28 protein-coding genes are annotated in these 25,311 nt (G+C 57.6%); 14 read left to right on the top strand and 14 right to left on the bottom strand.

Annotation, left to right across the window (positions count from 1 at the left end):
- Positions 1-30 precede the first annotated feature (30 nt).
- A complete protein-coding gene (locus tag AC2FJZ_RS08410; protein ID WP_496777125.1) occupies positions 31-2,523 on the top strand; it encodes a TIGR02302 family protein in 2,493 nt (830 codons plus the stop codon).
- 3 nt (positions 2,524-2,526) lie between these two features.
- Here the strand turns inward: AC2FJZ_RS08410 and AC2FJZ_RS08415 are convergent, their stop codons facing one another.
- Positions 2,527-3,237, bottom strand: coding sequence for a zinc-ribbon domain-containing protein (locus tag AC2FJZ_RS08415; RefSeq protein WP_496776995.1), 711 nt, complete (start codon positions 3,235-3,237; stop codon positions 2,527-2,529).
- A 181-nt stretch (positions 3,238-3,418) separates the two neighbouring features.
- Between AC2FJZ_RS08415 and AC2FJZ_RS08420 the strand changes: the two genes are divergently transcribed.
- From AC2FJZ_RS08420 to AC2FJZ_RS08435, 4 genes are read left to right on the top strand one after another with little or no spacing between them, the layout of a single operon-like run.
- Positions 3,419-4,096 (top strand): cell division ATP-binding protein FtsE, encoded by a 678-nt coding sequence (locus AC2FJZ_RS08420; RefSeq protein WP_050604230.1) that lies wholly within the window; start codon positions 3,419-3,421, stop codon positions 4,094-4,096.
- Entirely contained in the window at positions 4,093-4,992 is a 900-nt protein-coding gene (locus AC2FJZ_RS08425; protein WP_050604048.1) for a cell division protein FtsX, read from the top strand. Before AC2FJZ_RS08420 ends, AC2FJZ_RS08425 begins: the two co-directional genes overlap by 4 nt.
- Positions 4,989-5,729: a lysophospholipid acyltransferase family protein gene (locus AC2FJZ_RS08430; RefSeq protein ID WP_496668875.1), complete on the top strand. Its 741-nt coding sequence runs from the start codon at positions 4,989-4,991 to the stop codon at positions 5,727-5,729. Before AC2FJZ_RS08425 ends, AC2FJZ_RS08430 begins: the two co-directional genes overlap by 4 nt.
- Positions 5,716-6,321, top strand: coding sequence for a pyridoxamine 5'-phosphate oxidase family protein (locus AC2FJZ_RS08435; RefSeq protein ID WP_496668568.1), 606 nt, complete (start codon positions 5,716-5,718; stop codon positions 6,319-6,321). The genes AC2FJZ_RS08430 and AC2FJZ_RS08435 overlap by 14 nt, the downstream gene beginning before the upstream one ends.
- A gap of 21 nt (positions 6,322-6,342) precedes the next feature.
- Here the strand turns inward: AC2FJZ_RS08435 and AC2FJZ_RS08440 are convergent, their stop codons facing one another.
- On the bottom strand, positions 6,343-6,936 hold the full coding sequence (locus tag AC2FJZ_RS08440; RefSeq protein WP_496668570.1) for an NAD(P)H-dependent oxidoreductase: 594 nt from the start codon (positions 6,934-6,936) through the stop codon (positions 6,343-6,345).
- A 102-nt stretch (positions 6,937-7,038) separates the two neighbouring features.
- On the opposite strand from AC2FJZ_RS08440, the gene AC2FJZ_RS08445 reads away from it, so the two are divergent.
- Positions 7,039-7,617: a TetR/AcrR family transcriptional regulator gene (locus tag AC2FJZ_RS08445; RefSeq protein WP_496776996.1), complete on the top strand. Its 579-nt coding sequence runs from the start codon at positions 7,039-7,041 to the stop codon at positions 7,615-7,617.
- A 22-nt stretch (positions 7,618-7,639) separates the two neighbouring features.
- Here AC2FJZ_RS08445 and lpdA read toward each other — a convergent pair whose 3' ends face one another.
- From lpdA to mdh, 11 genes are all read right to left on the bottom strand, one after another.
- Positions 7,640-9,028 (bottom strand): dihydrolipoyl dehydrogenase, encoded by a 1,389-nt coding sequence (gene lpdA / locus AC2FJZ_RS08450; protein ID WP_496776997.1) that lies wholly within the window; start codon positions 9,026-9,028, stop codon positions 7,640-7,642.
- Between the two features lie 69 nt (positions 9,029-9,097).
- Positions 9,098-9,508 carry an MAPEG family protein gene (locus tag AC2FJZ_RS08455; RefSeq protein ID WP_496776999.1) on the bottom strand — a complete coding sequence of 137 codons (411 nt, stop codon included), beginning with the start codon at positions 9,506-9,508 and terminating at the stop codon, positions 9,098-9,100.
- An 84-nt stretch (positions 9,509-9,592) separates the two neighbouring features.
- Entirely contained in the window at positions 9,593-9,862 is a 270-nt protein-coding gene (locus AC2FJZ_RS08460; RefSeq protein WP_496668578.1) for a hypothetical protein, read from the bottom strand.
- A 1-nt stretch (position 9,863) separates the two neighbouring features.
- Positions 9,864-11,363 carry a 2-oxoglutarate dehydrogenase complex dihydrolipoyllysine-residue succinyltransferase gene (odhB, locus tag AC2FJZ_RS08465; protein WP_496777001.1) on the bottom strand — a complete coding sequence of 500 codons (1,500 nt, stop codon included), beginning with the start codon at positions 11,361-11,363 and terminating at the stop codon, positions 9,864-9,866.
- A gap of 3 nt (positions 11,364-11,366) precedes the next feature.
- Positions 11,367-14,324, bottom strand: a complete 2,958-nt coding sequence (locus tag AC2FJZ_RS08470; RefSeq protein WP_496777003.1) for a 2-oxoglutarate dehydrogenase E1 component — start codon at positions 14,322-14,324, stop codon at positions 11,367-11,369.
- On the bottom strand, positions 14,321-14,860 hold the full coding sequence (locus AC2FJZ_RS08475; protein ID WP_050604056.1) for a DUF805 domain-containing protein: 540 nt from the start codon (positions 14,858-14,860) through the stop codon (positions 14,321-14,323). Before AC2FJZ_RS08475 ends, AC2FJZ_RS08470 begins: the two co-directional genes overlap by 4 nt.
- A complete protein-coding gene (locus AC2FJZ_RS08480; protein WP_496668586.1) occupies positions 14,857-15,354 on the bottom strand; it encodes a DUF805 domain-containing protein in 498 nt (165 codons plus the stop codon). The genes AC2FJZ_RS08475 and AC2FJZ_RS08480 overlap by 4 nt, the downstream gene beginning before the upstream one ends.
- 122 nt (positions 15,355-15,476) lie before the next feature.
- Complete coding sequence (sucD, locus tag AC2FJZ_RS08485; protein WP_480476431.1) at positions 15,477-16,358, bottom strand: succinate--CoA ligase subunit alpha; 882 nt, start codon at positions 16,356-16,358, stop codon at positions 15,477-15,479.
- Between the two features lie 4 nt (positions 16,359-16,362).
- A complete protein-coding gene (locus tag AC2FJZ_RS08490; protein WP_496777005.1) occupies positions 16,363-17,076 on the bottom strand; it encodes a hypothetical protein in 714 nt (237 codons plus the stop codon).
- A 2-nt stretch (positions 17,077-17,078) separates the two neighbouring features.
- Positions 17,079-18,272 carry an ADP-forming succinate--CoA ligase subunit beta gene (sucC, locus tag AC2FJZ_RS08495; protein ID WP_171183956.1) on the bottom strand — a complete coding sequence of 398 codons (1,194 nt, stop codon included), beginning with the start codon at positions 18,270-18,272 and terminating at the stop codon, positions 17,079-17,081.
- A 310-nt stretch (positions 18,273-18,582) separates the two neighbouring features.
- The gene (gene mdh / locus AC2FJZ_RS08500; RefSeq protein ID WP_050604062.1) at positions 18,583-19,545 is read right to left on the bottom strand and encodes a malate dehydrogenase; all 963 of its coding nucleotides are present in this window, start codon (positions 19,543-19,545) and stop codon (positions 18,583-18,585) included.
- Positions 19,546-19,706: 161 nt separating this feature from the next.
- Between mdh and AC2FJZ_RS08505 the strand changes: the two genes are divergently transcribed.
- Positions 19,707-20,462, top strand: coding sequence for a sulfite exporter TauE/SafE family protein (locus tag AC2FJZ_RS08505; RefSeq protein ID WP_496777007.1), 756 nt, complete (start codon positions 19,707-19,709; stop codon positions 20,460-20,462).
- On the opposite strand, the gene AC2FJZ_RS08510 is transcribed toward AC2FJZ_RS08505, so the two are convergent.
- Positions 20,463-20,768, bottom strand: a complete 306-nt coding sequence (locus AC2FJZ_RS08510; protein WP_496777009.1) for a hypothetical protein — start codon at positions 20,766-20,768, stop codon at positions 20,463-20,465.
- Positions 20,769-20,938: 170 nt separating this feature from the next.
- Between AC2FJZ_RS08510 and AC2FJZ_RS08515 the strand changes: the two genes are divergently transcribed.
- The 7 genes from AC2FJZ_RS08515 to sdhD all read left to right on the top strand — a co-directional run bounded on the left by AC2FJZ_RS08515 (position 20,939) and on the right by sdhD (position 25,307).
- Positions 20,939-21,796, top strand: coding sequence for an HpcH/HpaI aldolase/citrate lyase family protein (locus tag AC2FJZ_RS08515; protein ID WP_496777010.1), 858 nt, complete (start codon positions 20,939-20,941; stop codon positions 21,794-21,796).
- A gap of 6 nt (positions 21,797-21,802) precedes the next feature.
- Positions 21,803-22,357 carry an NnrU family protein gene (locus tag AC2FJZ_RS08520; protein WP_496777012.1) on the top strand — a complete coding sequence of 185 codons (555 nt, stop codon included), beginning with the start codon at positions 21,803-21,805 and terminating at the stop codon, positions 22,355-22,357.
- A gap of 11 nt (positions 22,358-22,368) precedes the next feature.
- Entirely contained in the window at positions 22,369-22,575 is a 207-nt protein-coding gene (locus tag AC2FJZ_RS08525; protein WP_171093669.1) for a DUF1737 domain-containing protein, read from the top strand.
- Positions 22,575-23,603, top strand: a complete 1,029-nt coding sequence (locus AC2FJZ_RS08530) for a MaoC family dehydratase (RefSeq protein WP_496777014.1) — start codon at positions 22,575-22,577, stop codon at positions 23,601-23,603. The genes AC2FJZ_RS08525 and AC2FJZ_RS08530 overlap by 1 nt, the downstream gene beginning before the upstream one ends.
- Before the next feature lie 54 nt (positions 23,604-23,657).
- Positions 23,658-24,320, top strand: a complete 663-nt coding sequence (locus AC2FJZ_RS08535) for a DUF1194 domain-containing protein (RefSeq protein ID WP_496777016.1) — start codon at positions 23,658-23,660, stop codon at positions 24,318-24,320.
- Between the two features lie 215 nt (positions 24,321-24,535).
- Positions 24,536-24,922 carry a succinate dehydrogenase, cytochrome b556 subunit gene (gene sdhC / locus AC2FJZ_RS08540; protein ID WP_050604233.1) on the top strand — a complete coding sequence of 129 codons (387 nt, stop codon included), beginning with the start codon at positions 24,536-24,538 and terminating at the stop codon, positions 24,920-24,922.
- A gap of 13 nt (positions 24,923-24,935) precedes the next feature.
- Positions 24,936-25,307 carry a succinate dehydrogenase, hydrophobic membrane anchor protein gene (gene sdhD, locus AC2FJZ_RS08545; RefSeq protein WP_050604070.1) on the top strand — a complete coding sequence of 124 codons (372 nt, stop codon included), beginning with the start codon at positions 24,936-24,938 and terminating at the stop codon, positions 25,305-25,307.
- Positions 25,308-25,311 lie beyond the last annotated feature (4 nt).

A 25,311-nucleotide genomic window follows, 5' to 3' on the forward strand; every position in this document is an offset into this window, starting at 1 on the left:
ATTCCGCGCCTGTCCCTGTGGTTGACCCACATGGGTATGGTGGCTGAACAGGTATTGCGGGCGTTTTGGCCACTGTTCTCGATCCTTATGGTCCTGCTGGCGGCGTTGATGCTGGGGCTGCAAGACCAACTGGCTGTTGAGGTCGTTTGGGGCGCGGGTGCACTTTCGTTAATTTCAATTGTCGTTGCGGGTGTTTTGGGGCTGAGAAAACTCAACCTGCCCTCTCGCGCAGATGCGCTCATGCGGTTGGATGAGACATTGCCCGGTCGTCCGATCCAGGCCCTTCTGGATGATCAGGCGATTGGTTCAACAGATCGGGATTCGGTTGCGTTGTGGCAGGCCCATAAAGCCCGAATGGCACAACGCGCTGCGGCAGCTGAACCAGCCAAACCTGATCTTAGGCTGGCCTCGCGTGATCCTTACGCGCTGCGCTATGCGGCGTTATTGGCCTTTGTCGTGGCGATTCTGTTTGGCTCTTTGTGGCGTGTGGGGTCGGTGGCCGATATGGCACCGGGAAGCGCGGATGCAGGGCAAGGTCCGACCTGGGAAGGATGGGTTGAACCCCCAAGATATACGGGCCTGCCAACGTTGTATCTTGCTGATCAGGCCGATACAGAGCTGTCAGTCCCGAAAGGCAGCCGCATTACATTGCGGATGTATGGTGAGGTCGGCGCGCATAGCCTGACCGAAAACAGCTCTGTCATGGGTACCGAGGTCGCAACCGATCCCGAACAGGAATTTGTAGCCGAGCGTTCTGGCCAGATGCGTATCGAAGGTCCCGCTGGCCGCGAATGGGCCGTGCAAGTCATCGATGATGCAACACCGAAGATCGCAGTTGCGGGATCCGCCGAGGCAGAGGCAGGCGGTCAAATGAAGCTGCCCTTTGTCGCCAGCGACGATTATGGCATCGTTTCGGGCTCGGCCCGGATCGAATTGGATCTGGTATCGGTAGATCGCCGTCATGGTCTGACGATCAAACCCGAACCACGACAGGTGATAGAAGTCGAATTGCCGATGCCGATCACCGGCGACCGCGCGGATTTCAGCGAAGACCTGATCGAGGATTTTTCGCAGCACCCTTGGGCCCATCTGCCGGTGAAGATTACTTTGATGGCCGTGGATGCGGCTGATCAGCAATCGGCGTCAGAACCATACATGACGGCTCTTCCGGCCCGTCGGTTCTTTGATCCGCTGGCGGCGGCGGTGATTGAACAGCGGCGGGACCTGCTTTGGTCTCGGTCCAACGCGCCGCGTGTGGCCCAGCTGTTGCGGGCGGTCTCTCACTTGCCAGAGGATCTGTTTCGGTCTGACACCGCCTACCTGCGCTTGCGTGTGGCCTTGCGGCGGCTGGAAGCTTTCCAGACTTACGGAGCGTTGAACCCTGAGCAGCAGGATGAGATCGCACAGGCCTTGTGGGACCTTGCTGTGTTGATCGAAGACGGCACACTGGCGGACGCCCTGGAACGGATGCGTCGTGCGCAGGAGCGTTTGACCGAAGCGATGCAGAACGGGGCCAGCGACGAAGAAATCGCTGAGCTTATGCAAGAGCTGCGCGAAGCCACGCAAGACTACCTGCAGCAATTGCAGCGTCTTGCCCAGCAAAACGGTCAGGAAGGTGAAAATCAGCCCGGACAGAGTGGCGAGTCCCTTCAGATGACGCAGGATGACCTGCAGCGCATGATGGACCGCATTCAGGAACTGATGGAACAGGGCCGCATGGCCGAGGCGCAGCAGGCGCTGGAAGAGTTCCAGCAGATGATGGAAAACATGCGCGTGACTCAAGGACAGGGGCAAGGGCAACAGTCCGAGGGTCAGCAGGCGATGGAAGGTCTGGCTGAAACTCTGCGCGAACAACAAGGGCTAAGCGATCAGGCGTTCCGCGACTTGCAGGAACAGTTTAACCCGGGGGCTCAATCTGGCGAAAGTCAGGGTAATGAAGGCCGCAATGGCGGGCTGGGCCGAGGGCAAAGCCACGAAGGTCAGGGTGGTCAGGGCCAAGGCTCGGATCAAACCGGAGAGGGTCAGCAAGGGCAAGGAACACTGGCAGACCGTCAGCAGGCCCTGCGCAACGAACTGAGCCGCCAACAGCAAAACCTGCCCGGCGCAGGAACGCCTGAAGGGGACGCCGCTCGGGATTCGCTTGGCCGGGCCGGGCGCGCCATGGACGAGGCGGAGCAAGCCCTGCGTGGTGATGATCTGGCCGAAGCCATCGACCGTCAGTCTGAGGCCATGGAAGCGCTGCGCGAAGGACTGCGCTCACTGGGCGAGGCTATGGCCCAGAACCAGCAGAACCAGCCGGGTCAGGGCGCGCAGGAAGGTGAGGCGCAAGCCAATAATCGCGATCCTCTGGGTCGAAACCCCGGGGCCGGTGGTTCAATTTCAACTGACGAGAACCTGCTGCAAGGTGAAGACGTCTATCGCCGGGCGCGCGAGTTGCTGGATGAAATCCGCCGCCGGAGCGGAGAAACGGACCGCCCCGAGATCGAGCTGGAATACCTCAAGCGTCTATTGGAGCGGTTCTAAACCTCAGTTCTGAGCTCCGGCCTGAGCTTCAAGCCAAATCCGCGCCTGATCCACCAGAGACACATACGAGCTGAGCAGCGGGTCGGCCTGTGGTACGGCCTCGCTGATCCGTTGTGCATTGCCGTAGATCAGATACAGAACCACGCCGATGATCAGCATCAGCGCAAATCCGCGCAGGAACCCGCCTGATTTGCGGGGCGGCGTGGAATCTTCCGCTTCGGTCGCGCGCATACTGGAATTGATCGCCTCGACATCCGGCAGCGCGTCTTTTTGCCCGGCATCAACTGCGGTTTCCGAGGCTTCGGGTCGCTTGGGTTTGACCTTGGGTTCTGGCGGTTGGTCCAACCCCAGATCAGGCTGGCTTTCCAGATTGCCGCCTTCCTGCGCACGCAACTCCGACTCTCGCGCAGCTTCTTCTTTTAGAATGTTGGCGACGGCAGGGTCGACATTGCCTGTGGCAGCAGCGGTGTCCGTAACCTCGGCGGTGGCCTCTTCCACAATCTCAGGTTCTTCTGCCGGCTGATCCGCTTCTTCGACCTTTTCCTGTGCTGGCGGTTCGGCGTCTTCAACCGGCGCGGCAGCCGGTTCTTCCGGGTGCTTGGGCTGAAACCAGGTCTGATCGCAGTTCGAGCATTGCACGTCGCGACCTTCTTCTGGGATAACCTCGTCAGGTACTTCGTACTGCGCACCGCAATTCGGACATGTAAGACGCATACTGCCTCCTCGGCCGGCCGAAGGGCCGATAATAGTTTTTTCAAGGATGATATTCCGTTAAGACCCGTCAGCAAAGGGCGTTTTCGGTTTCATCGGTCAAGTGTCACCAATTGGACTCGGTAGAGCCATTGAATCCGCCACCCTGCTCGGGCAAGAAGAGCGGCAAATAATGGGGGCACGTGTGATCGAGCTGGAAAATGTCAGCTACACCTACGGTGGCGGCGAATTGCTGAGCGATGTTTCGGTTCAATTGCAGCCGGGGTCGTTTCACTTTCTGACCGGACCGTCGGGGGCAGGTAAAACAACGCTGCTCAAGCTATGCTATGGGGCCTTGCTGCCAACTTCGGGGCGACTGAGTGTGTTTGATCAGGACATTTCGTCCCTTGATCGGGATCAGTTGGCCGTGCTGCGCCGACGTGTTGGTGTGGTGCATCAGGATTGTCAGTTTCTGGACCACATGACGCTAGCGGAAAACGTCGCCTTGCCATTGATGGTTTCTGGGCGTTCGGAAGCGTCAGAACAGGACAATCTGACCGAACTGCTCAGCTGGGTGGGTCTTGGCGCGCGGCTTGAAGCGCATCCGCCTGAATTGTCCGGTGGCGAGCGTCAACGCGCCGCCTTGGCCCGTGCTGTTATCCTGTCGCCGGATGTCGTGTTGGCGGACGAGCCCACCGGCAATGTCGATTGGGAGATGTCCCAGCGCCTGCTGCGCCTGTTGGTCGAACTGAACCGCATGGGCAAGACGGTATTGATCGCAACCCACGACATGAGCCTTATCCGCGCAGCCAAAAGCCAGGTTCAGGCGCGCGTGTTACGGATATCTCAGCGCAAGCTGCAATTGGCGGGGGCTGACCTATGACCGGCCCTGAAGTGAACACTTTGTTGCGTGGAGATACGCGGGCGAACCGCGTTGTTCCCCCAACCGGATACACCGCTCATCTAACCTTGTTTGTGGCCGGAGCCATGGCATTTCTGGCGGTGTTTGCATTGGCGCTGGCGCTTGCGTCCGGTCGGATTGCCGACCGCTGGGCCTCGGAACTGGCGGGGGCCGCAACCCTGCGGATCAATGCTCCGGCAGAGCAGCTCGCCGCGCAGACCGAAGCCGCCTTATCGGTGCTCAGCCAGACGCCCGGCGTGGCGTCGGCGCGCGCCTTAAGCGCCGCGGAACAAGCCGCGTTGCTGTCGCCGTGGTTCGGACCAGACCTGCCCCTGGAGACTTTACCTATCCCGCAGCTCATCGAAATCACCGAAGGTGAGCCGGGAATGGATGTGATGGGCTTGCGCTTGCGTCTGGGTGCCGAAGTGCCGGGCGCGGTGCTGGATGATCACACGCGATGGCGCGAACCTCTTGTCGAAGCAGCAATGTCACTACGGCGCTTGGGGTGGATCTCGATCCTGCTGATCGGGGGGGCGACGGCGGCAATGATTACGCTCGCGGCAAACGCATCTCTGGCGGCAAATGCGCAGATCATCGAAGTTTTGCGTCTGGTCGGCGCGCGCGACGGGTTTATAGCTGGGGCTTTTGTCCGGCGCTTTACCTATCGCGCCTTTTTCGGGGCATTGGTTGGGACCTTGCTGGGGATGACGGGCGTTTTGCTATTGCCCGAAGCATCAGATGCCGGCGGGTTTCTGACCGGGGTTGGCTTTCAGGGCACGGATTGGTTACTGCCGGTTCTCATCCCGATCCTGGGCGCGGCTGTTGCCTTTTTCGCCACCTGGGCTGCGGCCCGTCGCAAGTTGAAGGAGCTTTCCTGATGATGGCTATTCAATGGGTCCGTTCGTTGATCTTCATGATCGTGATCTACGCCTGGATGCTGATCCTTGGCATCGTCTTCCTGCCTTATGCACTGTTTTCCAAGCGTGGCGCCGCACTGGCCTGCCGGACCTACGCACGCAACACCATGTGGTTGGCAGGTTGGATGGTTGGCATCCGCTGTGAAGTTCGCGGAAAACCACCGACCAACGAAGTGGTCATCGCGGCGAAACACCAATCGTTTCTCGATATCATCATGATTTTCAGCGCTATTCCGCATGGCAAATTCATCATGAAGCGAGAGCTTCTGTGGACTCCGGTAATCGGATTGTATGCTCGACGACTTGGCTGCATTCCGGTCAATCGCGGCAAGCGTGGCGCGGCTGTGGCCAAGATGGTCAAGGATGTTTCGAAAGAGTTCTCGGAACCCGGGCAACTTGTGATCTACCCACAGGGGACACGTGTGGCACCGGGTGCAACGAAACCCTACAAGGTTGGGACTGCCGTTTTGTACGAAGGTCTTGGGTTTCCTTGCGTTCCGGTTGCGACAAATGCCGGGGTTTTCTGGCCCCGAACGGGTGTACTGCGCAAACCCGGCCTTGCGATCGTGGATTTTCTTGAGCCAATCGAACCCGGCGTTGAGCGCGACGATTTTCTTGGCCGATTGGAAGACGTGATCGAAACACGCTCGAATAAGCTGATGCGCCAAGTGGGGTTTGATCCAGATGGAGTACATTGACGACGTAACAGCGCTGGAAGCACTGTATGGCGCGCCCGGCGCACCATCCTTGCGAAAGGTCGTGCATCGACTGACGCCGCTCTATCGCCAGTGGATTATGGCATCGCGTCTTTGTGTGCTGAGTACTGTCGGTCCGGAAGGTGTGGATGGCAGCCCCCGAGGCGACGACGGCCCGGTTGTGCTGGAACTGGATGAGCGGAGGCTGGTTGTGCCGGATTGGCGTGGCAACAACCGGCTAGATTCGCTGCGGAATATCGTGCGAGACCCGCGTGTTGCGCTGATGTTTTTTGTTCCTGGTTCCAATAATGTCGTCCGAGTGAATGGGATGGGCCGGGTAACGGCGGATGATGGTTTGAGGCGACAATTCGAGAAGGGCGGCAAGCGCCCCGCGACGGTCATTGTTGTTGAGATCGCCGAGATTTATAGCCAATGCGCGCGTGCTCTGATGCGTGCAGGTACCTGGACCAGCGAGGATGAAAGTGGCGCCCTGCCAACGATTGGGCAACTTTTGTCCGAGGCGTCAGAAGGCGAAGAAGGCGGCGCGCAGTATGATAGTGAATGGGCTGCGCGCGCCGCCAAAACGATGTGGTAGACGAAACATGCTGCTGCGGTTTCAAACCGCGGCTGCTCCGATCCTGGAAACCTTTTCGATCCAGCGGTCTACGCTTCCCGGTTTGGGATAACTCGCGCCTGCGAAATAGGTGAAACGGGTTGGTTTGAAGCCGACAAATCCAAGGATCTGATCCCGAACCTGTCGGATAAGAGCTTGCCGATAGATCAGCCGCATAAACCAGCCCGGTGTGTCTGACGTCAGGATGACGCGTGCAGTCCGCCCTGTCAGCATGGGGGCAGGGAACCCGATCTTTGTAGTATTGCGCGTGTCGAAAGTTCGGCCAGGGATGAACGTTCGGTCGATCAATCCCTTGAGTTTTGCCGGAAGGCCGCCCCACCACATCGGGGTGGTCAGAACCAGGTGATCACTCCATTCAAAGTCTTGCAACACTTGTTCCAGAACCGGCTCAAGTGGTTTGAAATCGTGATAGTTGCCATGACCAAAATCAAAATCGAACTGCAGATCGCTCAGATGAACCATTCGGACGTCGTGCCCGTTTTTTAGGGCGGCGTCTCGATATGTTTCGGCAAAGGTGCGGGACAGACTGCTGTCTGCCGGGTGTCCGTCGAGGATGAGGATTTTCTTGGGTTGCATCGTGATTCTCCTAAAAATGACCACGGTCAATTAGTAGGGCAGAAAAATGACCACGGTCAATATTAAATTTGACCACGGTCAAAAACTGTGCGATTGAGCGGTATGCAGAAGACGATTCAGAATCGTACAATCAAAACCCGCGCCAAGCTTCTCTCGGCTGCTGAGGCTGTTATCCAAAGTGATGGCTACCAAGCTTTGCGAGTGGAAGAAGTGGTAAAGGCGGCGGGTGTCGCCAAGGGCACTTTCTTTGCGCATTTCAACGACAAGGATGCGCTTATGGAAATCCTGATCGGTGAAAGATTGAATGCGTGTCTGGATCAGGCCGAAGCCGGAATACCGCCAAAAACCGTTCCTGAGATCATCGCTGCACTTGAACCGGCGCACAGCTTCATGACGTCCGAGCGATACGTATTCGATCTGTTGATCAGGTATTCCGGCGCGACGGCTATCGCAGACATAGGCCCGATTGCCTATTGCTTTGAGCGATACTTCCGTGTCGTGATGCTGTGGCTTGAAGCTGCTGACATGCGCAAGGACGTGCCATCCGAGCTTTTGGCCGAAGGTGTGCAGGCTTTTGCCATTCAGGCCATGTCGTTGACGTTTTGCGCGTTGCATTCAGCAACGACATTCACCGACAGGCTCGAGACTTATTTGGATGCGTGGCTGACCCCGACAGGCTGATGGGTTGCCGGGGTCAAAATTCTTAGCTGTGAATCGGACCGTCCCCGCAAGCCAACGCGGCCTCGCGTACTGCCTCTGAATAGGTGGGGTGCGCGTGGCAAGTCAGGGCCAGATCTTCAGCCGAAGCACCGAATTCCATCGCAACGCAAACCTCGTGGATCAGATCACCAGCGGCCGGGCCGATGATATGTGCGCCCAGAATGCGGTCGGTTTCCTTGTCGGCGAGTATTTTTACGAACCCATCAGAGGCAAAGTTCGCCTTGGCGCGCCCATTCCCCATGAACATGAACTTGCCAGCCTTATAGGCGCGGCCCTGTTCCTTGAGTGTCGCTTCGGTTTCACCCACATTGGCAACCTCGGGCCAAGTATAGATCACTCCCGGAATGACGCCGTAATTTACATGGCCATGCTTACCTGCAACCTGTTCGGCTGCGGCCATGCCCTCGTCTTCGGCTTTGTGCGCCAGCATCGGACCTTCGGTTACGTCGCCAATGGCATAGATGCCCGGCATGTTGGTTTGCCAGTCGGTACCCACCTTGATCTGGCCGCGTGGAGTCATCTCAACACCCAAGGCATCCAGCCCCAACCCGTCGGAATAAGGCTTGCGTCCGGTGGCGACCAGCACGGTATCAGCGTCGATCACATGCTCGCTGTCATCCTTGAGCAGCTTGTACGTCACCTTAGCCTTGGTCTTGGTGGCTTCGGTTTTTTGCACCGCCGCGCCCATGACAAACTTTAGACCCTGTTTCTTGAGAATACGCAGGAACGTCTTCTGTACCTCGGGGTCCATGCCAGGTGTGATTTCCTTGAGGAACTCGATCACCGTGACCTCGGCACCGAGCCGCTGATAGACCGAGCCGAGCTCAAGCCCGATCACACCTGCGCCGATGACGACCATTTTCTTCGGAATCTTGCCCAGCGACAGTGCCCCGGTCGAGGTCACAACGACCTTTTCATCCACGTCTACACCCGGCAGCGAAGATGGCTCGGAGCCCGAAGCAATGATGATGTTCTTGGTGGCGTGGACCTCGTCACCCACTTTGACCTGACCAGCGGCAGGGATTGATCCCCAGCCTTTCAGCCAGTCGATCTTGTTCTTTTTGAACAGGAACTCGATGCCCTTGGTGTTGCCGTCGATCACCTCGTCCTTATAGGTCTGCATCTGTTTCCAATCGACCGACGGGCTTTTGCCCTTCAGGCCCATCTTGGCAAAGTTATGCTCGGCCTCGTGCAACTGATGGCTGGCGTGCAGCAGCGCTTTGGACGGGATGCAGCCCACGTTCAGACAAGTGCCGCCGAGCGTCTCGCGCCCCTCGACCACAGCGGTTTTCAGGCCCAGTTGGGCACAGCGGATGGCGCAGACATAGCCACCGGGACCGGCACCGATTACAATAACGTCATAGTTTGCCATGGAAAATCTCCTTGAGAATTCGGGCTGCTGCAGGGCGGGAACCTCTGAACAGGATATGGACTGGTGGTCTCACAACAACACCACCAAAAGCATGAGGGTGGTGGCGAAAAACCCGACGAACCAAACGACGCTGCGCCAGGGTTTCCAACCAAAATAGTGCGCAGGAACATACAGCACGCGCGCGACCAGATAGGCCCAAGCGCAGGCGGCCGTCAGCGCGCTGTCTTTGCCTGACACGGTGACAACAACGCAAGCGACCGCAAACAGGATCAGCCCTTCGAAATGGTTGTTGAGGGCCCGGTATAGGCGGGCGGTCCCATCCGAGAGCTGATCCTCCAAAGATCCACCCAACCTGGCACTGTCACGGGGTGACATGGTTTTGCCCGTGCCCAACTCCAGGTTTGCAGGGACGGCCATAAGAACAAACTGCAAGACCTGTAGAAGGGCCGCCAAAGTCAGTGCTGTCAGTTCTGCGTTCATTACAAGACGCCGCATTGGAGTTTGATGTGTATGACGGCAGGGCGCAGAAGCAGATGTGTCACCGCTTGCGCTCTGCCATCGCGTTTAGACAGGTGTCAGAACCTTGGTCTGAATATGCGCCACACCGCCGCGTTCGTGGTGCATGGCCAATTCTTCAGATTCGATAAAGTTCTGTGCGCGGTCCAGATCGGTGATTTCGAACAACGCCACCGCGTGGTCCTTCTGCTCCGGATCTCGCCAGATGTGAAGGTCGCGGATACCCGCGGCCTTGCGCATTGGTTTGTCCTCGCGGAACACTTTCAACCAAACGTCGAAATCGGCCACATCGGCCTGCCACAGTACATGTGTCGCCATTTTACAGATCCATCAGTAGGCGGCGCGGATCTTCCAGCGCCTCTTTCACGCGAACAAGGAACGTCACCGCGCCTTTGCCGTCAACAATCCGGTGATCATAGGACAGGGCCAGATACATCATCGGGCGGATCTTGATCTCACCATTGATGACCATCGGGCGGTCCTGGATCTTGTGCATCCCCAGAATGCCCGACTGCGGTGGGTTCAGGATCGGTGACGACATCAGCGAGCCATAGACACCTCCGTTCGAGATTGTGAACGTACCGCCCTGCATCTCGGCCATCGAAAGCTTGCCGTCACGGGCGCGCTTGCCCTTTTCGGCGATGGCTTTTTCGATCGCAGCAAAGGACATTGAGTCCGCATCGCGGATCACCGGAACCACCAGACCCTGAGGCGTGCCAGCAGCAACGCCCATATGGACGAAGTTTTTGTACACGATGTCGGTGCCGTCGATCTCGGCGTTGACCTCGGGAACTTCTTTCAGCGCATGGCAGCAGGCTTTGGTGAAGAAAGACATGAAGCCCAGACGCGCGCCGTGCTTCTTTTCGAACTGGTCCTTGTACTGGTTGCGCAGCGCCATCACCTCGGTCATGTCCACCTCGTTATAGGTGGTCAGGATCGCAGCTGTGTTCTGTGCATCCTTGAGACGCTTGGCGATGGTTTGACGCAGACGGGTCATGCGCACGCGTTCTTCGCGTGCTTCATCTTCGGCTGCAACAGGTGCGCGTGGCGCTTGGGCAACGGGCGCAGCCGCTGCAGGTGCCGGGGCCGCAGCCGTCGCCACGGCTTTTGCAACGTCTTCCTTCATGATGCGGCCATCGCGACCTGTGCCGGTGACTTGATCGGCGGACAACCCGGCCTCTGCCATCGCTTTTTCGGCGGATGGAGCGTTTGCCACGTCCTTGCCGGTGCTTGCTGCAGCCGGAGGAGCCGCCGGAGCGGGTGCGGGCGCAGCACCTGCGGCAGCGCCAGAGATTACAGCCAGCTTAGCAGTTGCATCCACAGTGGCACCTTCCGGCGCGACGATTTCGGCCAGAACGCCCGAAGCCGGGGCCGGTACTTCAACCGACACTTTGTCGGTTTCCAGCTCACACAACATCTCGTCCTGTGCGACGCTGTCGCCGACTTGTTTGAACCAGGTCGAGACGGTGGCTTCAGTGACAGATTCACCGAGTGTAGGCACCATCACATCAACCGACCCGCCAGTCGCAGCGGGCGAAGCTGCCGGAGCTGCCGCCGCCGCTGGGGCGGGGGCCGCGCCCTCGCCAGCCGTAATGGTGGCCAGCAGAGCATCGGCACCAACGGTATCGCCCTCGGCGGCTACAATCTCACCCATCACACCGGCAGAGGGAGAGGGCACTTCGACCGTGACCTTGTCAGTCTCCAGCTCACACAGCATCTCGTCCACGGCGACCGCATCACCGGGTTTTTTGAACCATGTTGCGACAGTGGCTTCGGTGACAGACTCGCCAAGCGTGGGAACACGAACTTCAATCGTCATCGCTTACTTTCCTTCGATGCTTAGCGCTTCGTTAACCAGCGCTTCTTGTTGGGCTTTGTGTTGGCTGGCCAGACCCGTCGCGGGCGAGGCCGATGTTGCGCGACCAGCATAAGCCGGACGAGTGTGTTTTGCGCCGATACGGGACAGAACCCATTCGATATTGGGTTCGATAAAGGTCCACGCACCCTGGTTCTTGGGCTCTTCCTGACACCAGACCATTTCGGCATTCTTGAACCGTTCGAGCTCGTTGATCAGCGAGTGGGCCGGGAAGGGATAAAACTGTTCGATCCGCATCAGGTAGACGTCGTCGATTCCACGTGCATCGCGTTCCTCCAGCAGGTCAAAATAGACTTTCCCGGAACACATCACGACGCGTTTGATCTTCTCGTCTGCCACCAGCTTGGTATCAGAGTTACCTTTCTGCGCATCATCCCAAAGCACTCGGTGGAAGCTGGACCCGGTGGTGAAATCCTCCGCCGTGCTGACTGCCAGTTTGTGGCGCAGCAGCGATTTTGGTGTCACCAGGATCAGCGGCTTGCGGAAGGTGCGGTGCAGCTGCCGACGCAGGATATGGAAATAGTTCGCAGGCGTTGTACAGTTAGCCACGATCCAGTTGTCTTGACCGCACATCTGCAGGAACCGCTCCAGTCGCGCCGACGAGTGTTCAGGGCCTTGCCCTTCGAACCCGTGCGGCAGCAGGTTTACCAGACCTGACATCCGCAGCCATTTTGACTCACCCGAGCTGATGAACTGGTCGAACATGATCTGCGCTCCGTTGGCGAAATCGCCAAATTGCGCCTCCCACAGAACCAGCGCGTTGGGTTCGGCCAGCGAGTAGCCGTATTCAAATCCAAGAACCGCGTACTCTGACAGCATCGAGTCGATTACTTCGTAATGCGACTGACCCGCACGAATGTTGTTCAGCGGGTAATACCGTTCTTCGGTTTCCTGGTGGATGAACCCCGAATGGCGTTGGCTGAAGGTGCCACGCGTGGCGTCCTGCCCGGCCAGACGTACCGGGTACCCCTCGGTCAGCAACGACCCAAAGGCCAGAGCCTCGCCGGTGGCCCAGTCAAAGCCCGTACCGGTTTCAAACATCTGCTTTTTGTGCTCAAGCAGACGACCGACTGTCTTGTGCATGGCAAATCCGCCTGGTGCGCGGGTCAGCGCACCGCCAATTTCGGCCAGAGTGTCCGGCGTGATCGCGGTCTCGCCGCGCATGTATTCGTCTTTGTTCTTGTCCAGATGCGACCAGCGCCCATCCAGCCAGTCGGCCTTGTTGGGCTTATAGTCTTTTCCGGCTTCGAATTCATCGTTCAGATGCGCCTGGAAGGTGGCCTTCATGTCCTCGATCTCACCCTCGGGGATCAGTCCGTCCTTGACGAGGCGCTCGGTGTACAAAGACAGCGTGGTTTTGTGCGTCTTGATCTTCTTGTACATGATCGGGTTGGTGAACATGGGCTCGTCGCCCTCGTTGTGACCAAACCGGCGGTAGCAGAAGATATCCAGAACCACGTCCTTGTGGAATTTCTGACGGAACTCGGTCGCCACTTTGGCCGCATGGACCACGGCCTCTGGGTCATCACCGTTCACGTGGAAGATCGGTGCTTCAACCATCAGCGCGATATCCGTCGGATAAGGGCTGGAGCGCGAGAAGTGCGGCGCGGTGGTGAACCCGATCTGGTTGTTCACAACGATATGCATGGTCCCGCCGGTGCGATGCCCGCGCAGACCGCTCAGACCAAAGCCTTCGGCCACAACACCCTGACCGGCAAACGCCGCGTCCCCGTGCAGCAGAATGGCCATTGCCTTGGTGCGATCAGTATCACCAAGCTGATCCTGCTTGGCGCGAACTTTGCCTAGAACCACCGGGTTCACCGCCTCAAGGTGTGAGGGGTTGGCGGTCAGCGACAGGTGCACAGAGTTGCCGTCGAATTCGCGGTCGCTGGAGGCCCCAAGGTGGTATTTCACGTCACCCGAGCCATCCACTTCGTCCGGCTTGAAACTACCACCCTGAAATTCATTAAAAATGGCGCGATACGGCTTGCGCATCACGTTGGCCAGTATGTTCAGACGACCCCGGTGCGGCATCCCAATCACGATGTCGCTAAGGCCAAGCGCGCCACCGCGTTTGATGATCTGTTCCATCGCGGGGATCAGAGCTTCACCGCCGTCCAGACCAAAGCGCTTGGTGCCCATGTATTTGACATGCAGGAATTTCTCGAAACCTTCGGCCTCGACCATCTTGTTCAGGATCGCCTTGCGGCCTTCCTTGGTGAAGGCGATTTCCTTGCCATAGCCCTCGATCCGCTCTTTCAGCCACGCTGCCTCTTCCGGGTTCGAGATATGCATGTATTGCAGCGCGAAGGTGCCACAATACGTCCGCTTCACGATCTCGACGATCTGCCGCATTGAGGCGACCTGAAGTCCCAAGACGTTGTCGATAAAGATCGGGCGATCCATGTCGGTGTCGGTGAAGCCATAAGTCTTGGGGTCGAGCTCAGGGTGATTAGTTGCCGCGCGCATGCCAAGCGGGTCCAGATCAGCGGCCAGATGCCCCCGAATACGATAGGCCCGGATCAGCATCAGCGCCCGCAAACTGTCCAGTACCGCGCGCTTGATCTGGTCATCACTGACCTCAACACCCTTTGCCTCGGCCTTGTCCTTGATCTTCTTGCCCGCCGCTTTGGCATCAATCTCGGCCCATTCCCCGGTCAGGGCACCGGTCAGATCGTCGGCAGGCACCGGGGGCCAGTCGGTGCGCGCCCAGGACGGCCCCTCGGCTTCGCGTTGCACATCCGGCGCGGCGTCGCCCATGGCCCTGAAGAACTCGACCCAGGCAGCGTCTACTGCACCGGGGTTCTTGGTGTATTGGGCATAAAGTTGCTCCAGGTATTCGGCATTATGCCCCTGCATGAAGCTCGAGGCATGAAAGGCAGAGTTGGGCGAGTGTTCGGTCATTGGGCTACCTCTGTTGGGTTGGGACCGTATTGATTGGCACCTGGTTGGCTGGGGCGGGTCAGCCACCACAGAACCAGAAGGGGCGACACAAACAGAACGATAAGTGTCGGAATGACGATCAGCAATGTTGCGCGGGTAAACAATATGTCGAGCGTTCCGCCATGGAACTGGCTGGCAAGGCCGATACCAAAGATCAGAACGGCAAAGGCCCCAACAATCAGCAGGATCGGCAGCAGGGCATACAGCCCACTGCGCCCTGTATCGTGCATACGCCGGAACGCGACCGCCAGATGCGGGAAGAACACGATCAGACCGACGATGCTCTGCACCGGTTGGCGGGACGTAGCGGTGATGGATTTGACCTCGTCGCTTTCTGTGATCGCGACCTGAGTGAAGAACTGCCAGTCGATGATCCCTGCGATGAAGCTCCAGATCACGATGAAAAGAAAAAAGAACCAGTATTCGGGGCGCGAGGCACGGCCCGAGAAGGTGAAGAACTTGGAGAAACAGGTGCGGATGGCGTCAGAGAAGGTCATGCGGGCACATCTCCACATGGCACGCCAAATCGATTAATCTTGGGCTCAGACGCAACAAGCATCATTCCTACGATGTTTGCTGTTACCATCACACTCGCTACGAGTGCCGCCAGAAAAACTGACCCTAGGGTCAGGAATGCTAAGATCAGCCACAAAATCGGCCCACCTATCAGCAAACTAAACCCCAAGAAGACCTGATATCCGAGCCAGACGAGGATAATCAATAGGAAAGGATACACGGCCTGGTGACACTCCTCGCCAGCATCCTGTAGCCGTCGGCTCATAGCAGAGAGCAAAGGGAGAGAGGCCGCCATCACCAAAAGCAACTGCCCAATTCCCCAGCTCAAGGAAACGCTCCATTCAAGGCTCATTGCTACAGCTGCAGGCAGCATAGCGGCCACTGGCGCGAACCACCAAAACTCGGCGCGGGGAGCCCTGCCCGAGAAGACGAGCGCTTTTAGAAAACCAAACGATATGGCTTGTTTAGGTCCCATCAAGGCCATCCTGCCCAGCGACACTGCCAGGCAGCGCCCGACCGCTCCCATGGGCGGGCGCTTCGCACCCACCCGCGGACGGGCGCTGCCCTCAGCACATATGTGCAAGGGACAGTCACAGTTTACCCAATCGCTTCCAGCACAGCCTCACCCAGCTGCGCCGGGCTTTCGGCCACGACGATACCGGCCGAGCGCATGGCTTCGATCTTGTCCTCGGCACCGCCTTTGCCACCGGCGACAATAGCGCCCGCGTGGCCCATGCGGCGGCCCGGAGGGGCTGTGCGGCCTGCGATGAAACCAGCGGTCGGCTTCTTGCGGCCTTTCTTGGCCTCATCCGCCAGGAACTGTGCGGCTTCTTCCTCGGCTGACCCACCGATCTCACCGATCATAATGATCGAGTGGGTCTCGTCATCGGCCAGGAACCATTCCAGCACATCGATATGCTCGGTGCCTTTGATCGGGTCGCCGCCGATGCCCACGCAGGTGGACTGGCCCAGACCCACGTCGGTGGTCTGCTTGACCGCCTCATAGGTCAAGGTGCCCGAACGCGACACAACGCCGACCGAGCCACGCTTGTGGATGTGGCCGGGCATAATGCCGATCTTGCAGGCGTCGGGAGTGATGACACCGGGGCAGTTGGGGCCGATCAGGCGCGAGCTTGAGCCTTCCAGCGCGCGCTTCACCTTCATCATGTCCAGAACCGGGATGCCTTCGGTGATGCAGACGATCACTTCCATCTCGGCATCAATCGCTTCGAGGATCGAATCCGCAGCAAACGGCGGCGGAACATAGATCACCGAGGCATTGGCTTCGGTCACATGCTTGGCCTCGTGGACCGAGTTGAACACGGGCAGGTCAAGATGGGTCATCCCGCCTTTGCCGGGGGTCACGCCGCCGACCATCTTGGTGCCATAGGCGATGGCCTGTTCAGAGTGGAATGTGCCCTGCGAGCCGGTAAAGCCCTGACAGATCACTTTGGTATTTTCGTCGATGAGGACTGCCATTTGTCTAAATTTCCTCGGTTTTTTGAGTTTTCATTTGTTCGCCCACTAGATTACTTGCCCAAGAAGGCACAGCGGGAGAAGTTTGATTTGTAGTGTCTCGGATTCCAATGGTGCTGACAGTGCAGCCTACGGCATACAGGAAAATGAAGACGGAGATTATGAAGACAAAACCATTGAAGTACACCATTCCGTCAGTTGCAGAAATGTTGTTCCTGCCTTCATAAATAACCGTGGCTCCAAAGACGATAAGCGAGACAAGAGTTGGCGTATGTATTGCACAAACATGCGCAGCAAAGCGTGCTCTGCTTTTGTCCAGCTTTGTCCCACGCCCTGTGTCACCATTTCGATTGTGGTAGTCCCAATAAGGGACCCAAGCGCCCAGATGGATAAACGACGTGTTAAGGTCAGTTCTTATGTAGTTGGCTAAAGCTTCAAGTGCCACGTAGTGGGACTTAATAAGTAGTGACATTGTTAGAGACAAAATCGGTGCCACTACATAAAGCGAGATTGGGAAGTCAGGAACAAGCCGCGCTGCAACCAGGAAAGCCGCGAGTAACGAGATCGAAGAAACTAAGTAAACTTCGACAAGTTTCTCTCGCATTGCCAGTCTCGAAGAAATCTCCGATCCTGCATCTTGAAAAGCAACTACTGCAAGTTTCAGCGCAGCTTCACGATCCAAAGAACCGTGTGGCTCAAGATCGGTTGTCCCTATTGCCATCTTTAACCCTTAACCGCCTTCACGATCTTCTCGGCACCGTCTTTCAGGTTGTCCGCTGCGATCACGTCCAGGCCAGAGGTGTTGATGATCTCTTTGCCTTTCTCGACATTGGTGCCTTCCAGGCGCACGACCAGCGGAACCTGCAGGCCGACCTCTTTCACCGCAGCGACAACGCCCTCGGCAATCACATCACAGCGCATGATGCCGCCGAAGATGTTGACCAGAATGCCTTTGACCTGCGGGTCCGAGGTGATGATCTTGAACGCTTCGGTCACTTTCTCTTTGGTCGCACCACCACCCACGTCGAGGAAGTTGGCAGGCTCGGCCCCATAGAGCTTGATGATGTCCATCGTCGCCATCGCCAGACCGGCACCGTTGACCATGCAGCCGATCTCACCATCCAACGCGATGTAGTTCAGGTCGTATTTCGAGGCTTCCAGTTCCTTGGGGTCTTCCTCGGTCGTGTCGCGCAGCTCGGCGATATCCGGGTGGCGGTAGACCGCGTTGCCGTCAAAGCCGACCTTGGCGTCCAGCACTTTCAGGTCGCCACTGTCAGAGACGATCAGCGGGTTGATCTCCAGCATCTCCATATCCTTCTCGACGAAGGCGTTATAGAGCTGGTTCATCAGTTTTACGCATTGCTTGACCTGCGCGCCTTGCAGACCCAGCGAGAAGGCGATGCGGCGGCCATGGTAGGGCTGATAGCCGGTGGCCGGATCGACCGAGAAGGACAGGATTTTTTCGGGCGTGGCAGCGGCCACTTCTTCAATGTCCATGCCGCCTTCGGTCGAGCAGACGAACGAGATGCGGCTGGTCTGGCGATCTACCAGCAGGGCCAGATACAGCTCGCGCTCGATGCCGGAGCCGGCCTCGATATAGATGCGGTTGACCTGCTTGCCTGCGGGGCCGGTCTGATGTGTGACCAGCGTACGGCCCAGCATCTTCTTGGCTTCCTCGGCCGCTTCTTCAACCGACTTGGTCAGACGGACACCGCCTTTTTCACCTGCATCGGCCTCTTTAAAGGAACCCTTGCCGCGTCCGCCTGCGTGGATCTGAGCCTTGACCACCCAAAGGGGGCCGTCCAGTTCACCGGCTGCGGTTTTGGCTTCCTCGGCGCGCAGCACGGCGCGACCATCGGAGACCGGAGCGCCATAGCTGCGTAGAAGAGCCTTGGCCTGATATTCGTGAATGTTCATCGAAATTGTCCCGTCTGACTGCGTTTAACCGTTATAGGGGTGTCTAGCGGTCAAATTTAAAGGGTTTTTTGACGTGCATGAGGTTTTTAGCGAAGATTTTTGCTATTTGTGATCACGGGTTTTTGGGGTGTGATCACAAAATTTGCTGCTTTACTCGTTGATTCGAAAAACTTGTGCAGGTACTGGAAATCACATTCAAAAAAAGGATTTGCGACGTTTGCGCCAACATTGGCGACCCGGATTAGCCTGGATCAAAAGAAAACCGGCCCAAAAAAATGGGCCGGCCTTATCTGTGAGTTTATGGTTTGACTTACGCCAGCGAGTTGTCGATGCCTTTGCACGCGTCGATCAGGCCCTTCACGGCGTTGACCGAGTTGTCGAAACCGGCTTGTTCGTCTTCGTTCAGCTTGATGTCGACGATACGTTCCACGCCACCGGCACCGATTACAGTCGGGACACCAACGTACAGGCCGTCTACACCCAGTTCACCGTTGCAGTACGCCGCACAAGGCAGAACGCGCTTTTGGTCTTTCAGAAAGGCTTCGGCCATTTCGATCGCCGAGGTGGCAGGCGCGTAATAAGCCGAGCCGGTTTTCAGCAGGCCAACAATTTCGGCACCGCCATCACGGGTGCGCTGAACGATGGCGTCCAGATTTTCCTGCGTGGTCCAGCCCATCTCGACCAGATCGGGCAGCGGGATACCGGCAACGGTCGAGTAACGTACCGACGGCACCATGGTGTCGCCGTGGCCACCCAGCACAAAAGCGGTGACGTCACGCATCGAGACGTTGAACTCTTCCGACAGGAAGTGTGCAAAGCGTGCCGAGTCCAACACGCCAGCCATGCCGCAGACTTTGTTATGCGGCAGGCCAGAGAATTCGCGCAGCGCCCAGACCATGGCGTCCAGCGGGTTAGTAATGCAGATCACGAACGCATCGGGCGCATGTGCGGCAATGCCTTCGCCGACAGACTTCATGACTTTCAGGTTGATACCCAGCAGGTCATCGCGGCTCATACCCGGTTTGCGGGCCACGCCTGCGGTCACGATGCACACATCCGCACCGGCGATATCGGCATAGTCGCTGGTGCCTTTCATTGAGGCGTCAAAGCCTTCGGACGGGCCGGACTCGGCGATGTCGAGCGCCTTGCCCTGCGGCAAGCCGTCAGCGATGTCAAACAGGACTACGTCACCCAGTTCTTTGACAGCTGCAAGATGCGCAAGCGTGCCGCCGATGTTCCCCGCGCCGATCAGCGCAATCTTGGGTCTGGCCATTTGGAATATCTCCGGTCGGTTTTGAAATCGCGGTTGTGCTAGTCGCTATAACGGCAATAAGCAAGACTCCTGCTGCGTGGCATACAACCGCATACCGTTTGCATGCCCAGGTGTGATTGCGCTAAACGGCCTTTGAGACAAGCCAAAACCGGGATCGGCGCATGTTCGAATTGAACCTGATGTTTTTTGCTGTGGCGATCCCTGCGGTGATCTTTGCCGGTATTTCGAAGGGTGGGTTCGGCTCTGGTGTGGCCTTTGCATCCTCGTCGATTCTGGCATTGATATTGGAGCCCGGACAGGCTTTGTCGCTGATGCTGCCGATCCTGATGGTAATCGACATGGCCACTTTGGGCCCTTATTGGGAACGGTGGAACTGGCCGGATTCACGCCAGCTGATTTTGGGCGCCTTGCCGGGTGTCGCGCTGGGCGCATGGCTTTTTCGGGCAACGGATGACGATCTGCTGCGATTGCTGATCGGGGGCATTTCGGTCGGGTTTGTTATCTGGCACATTGCGCAGACCAGAGGTTGGGTACGTGGATTCGTCAATCGCCTGCCACCTTCGGCTGGGCTGTTTGCCGGGTTGGTCGCTGGTTTCACCAGTTTTGTCAGCCACGCCGGAGGACCGCCCGCCGCTGTATATCTGTTGTCGCAACGGCTGTCGAAGACCGAGTTTCAAGCCAGCACCGTGCTGGTCTTCTGGGTCATCAATGTCGCGAAATTTATACCCTACGCGTTTTTGGGCATGTTCACTTGGCATACAGCATTGGCGGATATGTTGCTGACACCCTTTGCCATCCTTGGGGCATGGCTTGGCGTTCGGGCGCATTTCATGATGTCCGAGCGCCTTTTCTTTGGAATTGCCTATGTGTTGCTGACGTTGACGGGCAGCAAGCTGATCTGGGACGCGCTCACGTGATCAGGCATTTGGGGGCAGGGCATCGGCCACGTCCTCATACGCCTGACCAGAAGCCACCAGGCAGGTGATCCCGTTGGGCAAAGTCACGGTGATTGTCCAACTGCCGCTTTCGCCCGAGGCAAAAAGCTCCATCACAGCGCCTTGTCGGGCTAGCCCAAGGCCCCGGCGTGTTTCGCCATAGGCTTCATGCAACCGCGTCAACACGTCCTCTCGCGGTCCGCAATTCTGACCCTGAGCCTGAACCTGTTGTGCTGCCAGAACCATGATCCCAAGACCCACCGTCATCTTAAGCAGTGTCTTTTCCATCCCGTACCCTTTTCGATTCCACGTTCTGGTCAGGGTAGGGCGGAGGCGGCGAATTTCAGTTAAGGCAAAGCACGTTGCGTCGCTTTCGCTGCGCTGCGGCGTTTTTCTCCTTGAACTTTCCGACAAAAAATGCCCCATTTCGCGCAACTTTATTTCAGATGGAGTGGTCCATGGATCCTCGTCAGCGCCCCTACCGTTCGGTTCTCTATATCCCGGGTTCGAAAGACCGGGCCTTGGACAAAGCCCGCACTTTGCCTGTGGATGCGATCATCTTCGATCTGGAGGATGCAGTCGCAGCGGACGAGAAGGACAATGCACGCGAAACTCTCAAGGCGGCTCTGGCTGCCGGAGGTTACGGGGCGCGGGTCAAGATCGTCCGGATCAACGGGCTGGACACCGAATGGGGCCGTGCCGATGCCGAGGCGGTGCGCGATATGGATGCCGACGTTGTCCTTCTGCCCAAGGTGAACTCGGCGGCCGACGTGGATGCACTGGCAGCGATTACCGGAGATCTGCCGATCTGGGCCATGATGGAAACGCCGCGCGGAATGCTCAACGCGGCAGAGATCGCCACTCATCCCCTGATGGCCGGGTTTGTGATGGGCACAAACGACCTTGCGAAAGAACTGCAAACCCGTTTCCGTCCTGACCGTCTGCCGCTAATGACCTCGCTGGGTCTGTGCTTGCTGGCGGCCAAGGCCGAAGGGCTGATCATCGTCGATGGTGTTTATAACGCGTTCAAGGATGGCGAAGGTCTGGCCGCTGAATGTGCGCAAGGTCGCGACATGGGTTTTGATGGCAAGACTCTGATCCATCCCGCGCAGGTTGAGATCACAAATGCCGCCTACGCACCGTCTGACGCGGAGATAGATCTGGCGCGCCGACAGATCGTTGCGTTTGAAGAAGTCGAAGCGCAAGGGCAGGGTGTCGCTGTCGTCGATGGCAAAATTGTTGAGAACCTGCACGTTGCAACCGCCCGTGAAATTCTGGCAAAAGCAGAAGCGATTTCAGCTTTGCAAGCGGGGTAAGCCATCATGGGCTTTGTTCTTCTAATTCTTGGTGTGGCGCTGTGGTGGGCGGCACATCTTTTCAAACGCGTGGCGCCTGAACGCCGCGCAGCGATGGGCGGCGAGGGTAAAGGCGCCGTTGCTTTGGCTCTGGTCGCGTCCATTCTGTTGATGATCTTCGGCTATCGTATGACCGATTTCATCTATGTCTGGGCACCTCCAACCTTCCTGATCCACGTCAACAACCTGTTGGTGCTGATCGCGATCTACATGATGAGCCCTGCCGGTACAAAAGGCCGGGTGCTGAACAAGCTGCGCCACCCGATGCTGGGCGGTTTCAAACTGTGGGCCTTTGCGCATTTGTTGGTGAACGGCGATCTCTCCTCGATCATCCTGTTCGGCGGCCTTCTGGCTTGGGCAGTGGTCGAGGTGATCGTAATCAACAAGTCCGAACCCGACTGGACCCCGGCTGAGCCCGGCACTTATGGCAAGGATGCTATGTTCTTTGTGGGTTCGATCGTTCTGTTGGGGGTTATCGGCTATATCCATGGGCTGGTCGGCCCGTCTCCGTTCGGCTCATAGGGACCTGACTGATGGCAAAACTCTATCGCTTGTTGACCGAAGAAGACACATCGGCCTTCTGCCACAAAGTGTCTGACGCGCTGGCCAAAGGGTGGGAGCTGTATGGCGACCCGTCCTATGCCTTTGACACTGCAAACAACGTGATGCGTTGTGCGCAGGCCGTGACCAAAGAGGTCGAGGCCGACTATTCCCCCGAAATGAAACTGGGACAGCAGTAATGGCAAAAACAAATCCGGGCCGATTTTTTGAGGATTATTCCGTAGGGCAGGTGTTGCAACATGCCGTGCCACGCACGGTGACTGAGGGAGAGCGCGGCCTGTACCATGCGCTCTATCCTGCACGTCATGCGCTGTACTCCTCGGACGAATTTGCCCGGGATTGCGGTTTGCCTGAAAGCCCGATTGATGATCTGGCCGCGTTTCATCTGGTGTTTGGTAAAACGGTGCCTGATGTTTCGCTGAATGCGGTTGCCAACCTTGGTTACGCAGAGGGTCGTTGGCTGAAACCCGTCTATGCAGGTGATACGCTTCGATCAGTATCCGAGGTGATCGGTGTCAAGCAGAACTCGAACGGAAAAACCGGTGTTGTTTGGGTGCGTACCCGCGGTCTGAACCAGTTGGACGAGGTTGTGCTCGAATACGTTCGTTGGGTCATGGTGCGCAAAGCAAATGTCGACGCGCCAGCGCCCGAAACAGTTGTTCCCGAGTTGAAAAAGACGCTCGATCCGAAGGACCTCATCGTTCCCGAAGGCCTCGATTTCTCGAACTACGATTTTGCTTTGGCTGGTGAGCCGCACCGCTGGGGGGACTATGAAATCGGCGAGAAGATCGACCATGTCGATGGTGTCACCGTGGAAGAGGCCGAGCATATGTTGGCCACCCGCCTGTGGCAGAACACTGCCAAGGTGCATTTCGATCTGACGTTCCGGCCTGAAGGCCGGTTGATCTATGGGGGCCATGTCATTTCGATGGCGCGCACCTTGTCGTTCAATGGCTTGGCAAATGCGCAGATGATCGTTGGCCTGAACGGTGGGGCACATGCCAACCCTTGCTTTGCAGGCGATACCATCAAGGCTTGGTCCGAGGTTCTGGACAAGGCAGAAACCGGCGTACCAGGTGTGGGTGCGATCCGGCTGCGCTTGGTGGCGACCAAAGGAGGTGCGCCGTTCGCGTTGAAAAACGACCAGGGGCGGTATTTGCCAGACGTGCTTCTGGATCTCGATTATTGGGCGCTGATGCCGCAATAAGCGAACTGACGGTTATGTGACCTCATAGCGTGCAGGGCGTGCTAGGTTTGCACCATGCATGTTCTGCGCGCGATAGTGACCAGCCTCTTTTTGGCACCGGCGGCCCACGCCTGCGATTTGGCTTTGGCCTTGGCGGTGGATGTGTCCGGCTCGGTTGACAGCAATGAATACCGCATTCAGATGGATGGCCTGGCCGCCGGTCTGCGTGACCCAATCGTGTCCGAGGCATTGGTCCGTGGTCAGGCGCAGCTGATGCTGGTGCAATGGACCGGATCGTCGCGCCAACGGATTACGATTCCCTGGACCCGTATCGACAGTTTCGCTGCTTTGGATCGGTTTGCGGGTCAGGTTTCTGCTGATCCGCGCATCTGGCGGAATTTCTCAACTGCGATTGGGGAAGCGCTCCAAACGACGCTCGACTCGTTCGAGCCGGTTTCCAACTGCGCCCGGCATCTAATCGATTTGTCAGGTGACGGCGTCTCGAATGAAGGCGTCGAGCCGACCCAGGTCCACACGGCCTTGCGGGACCGAGGCGTTGTGGTCAACGCACTGGCCATTGAGGAAAGCGAACCGGATCTGACGGCATACTTCTTTGAAAATGTCATCGTGGGCGAAGGCGCTTTTGTGGTTTCCGCAGCTGGGTTCGCTGACTACCCGGAAAGAATTCGCAGAAAACTGCTGCGCGAAGTGACGCAGCAAACCGCAGGGTTGAGATGACATGTTAAAGGATTCGTGATCACATCCTTTTACCTTTGAAAACGCTAACATTGATGAAGAGGAATGTCATATGTGATCACGACATTATTTTGTGTGATCACATATTGAGAATATCCGCCAATTTGCGCCGAATTTACTGTTTTTTGCAGCCGCAGCACGTGACAGTATCGCAAAAAACAGTAAAACGTTCGGTAGCCAACCGAAAAGGAGCCGCCATGGCCGATGTAAATCGGGGCAACCGCCCACTTTCGCCGCATCTGTCGATCTACCGTCCGCAGCTGACGTCGGTCACATCCATCCTGACACGCATTACCGGCAACGCCCTGCTTGTGGCTGGCCTGCTGATCGTCTGGTGGTTCTTGGCCGCTGCCACGTCGCCCGAGGCGTTTGCAGTGGCAAATGGGGTGATCACCTCGATGCTTGGGGATCTGGTAATGGCGCTGTCCGTTTGGGGCCTTTGGTATCATACGCTGGCAGGCGTCCGGCACCTGATCTGGGACAACGCGGTTGGCCTGGACCTTCCCACCGCTACAAAGCTTGGCTGGGCGGTTGTGATCGGGTCGGTCGTCCTGACCCTTCTGACCCTTGTTATTGTCGCGTGATTGGAGGACTGAGATGCGTTACCTAACCGATCGAAAACGCGCAGCGGGTCTGGGCTCGGCGAAATCCGGTACTGCCCATTTCTGGGCCATGAAAGTCAGCTCGGTGGCTTTGCTGATCCTCGTGCCGTTGTTTGTTTTCACTTTCGGCCCGGTTCTGGGTCAGCCGTTTGACGTGGTTCTGGATTACTATTCACGTCCCTTCCCTGCAATTGTTGCAGCGCTGACGCTGGCGGTCGGCTTCAAACATTTCGCAGACGGCGCGCAAGTGATGCTGGAAGACTATGTTCATGGCACGCTTGAAAAGGTCCTGATCATTCTGGTGACCTGTTTGTCTTATGGCGCAGCAGCGGCTGGCATCTTCGCCATCGCGCGCATTGCCCTTTAATTCC

Source organism: Ruegeria sp. CDSA079, assembly GCF_059612245.1.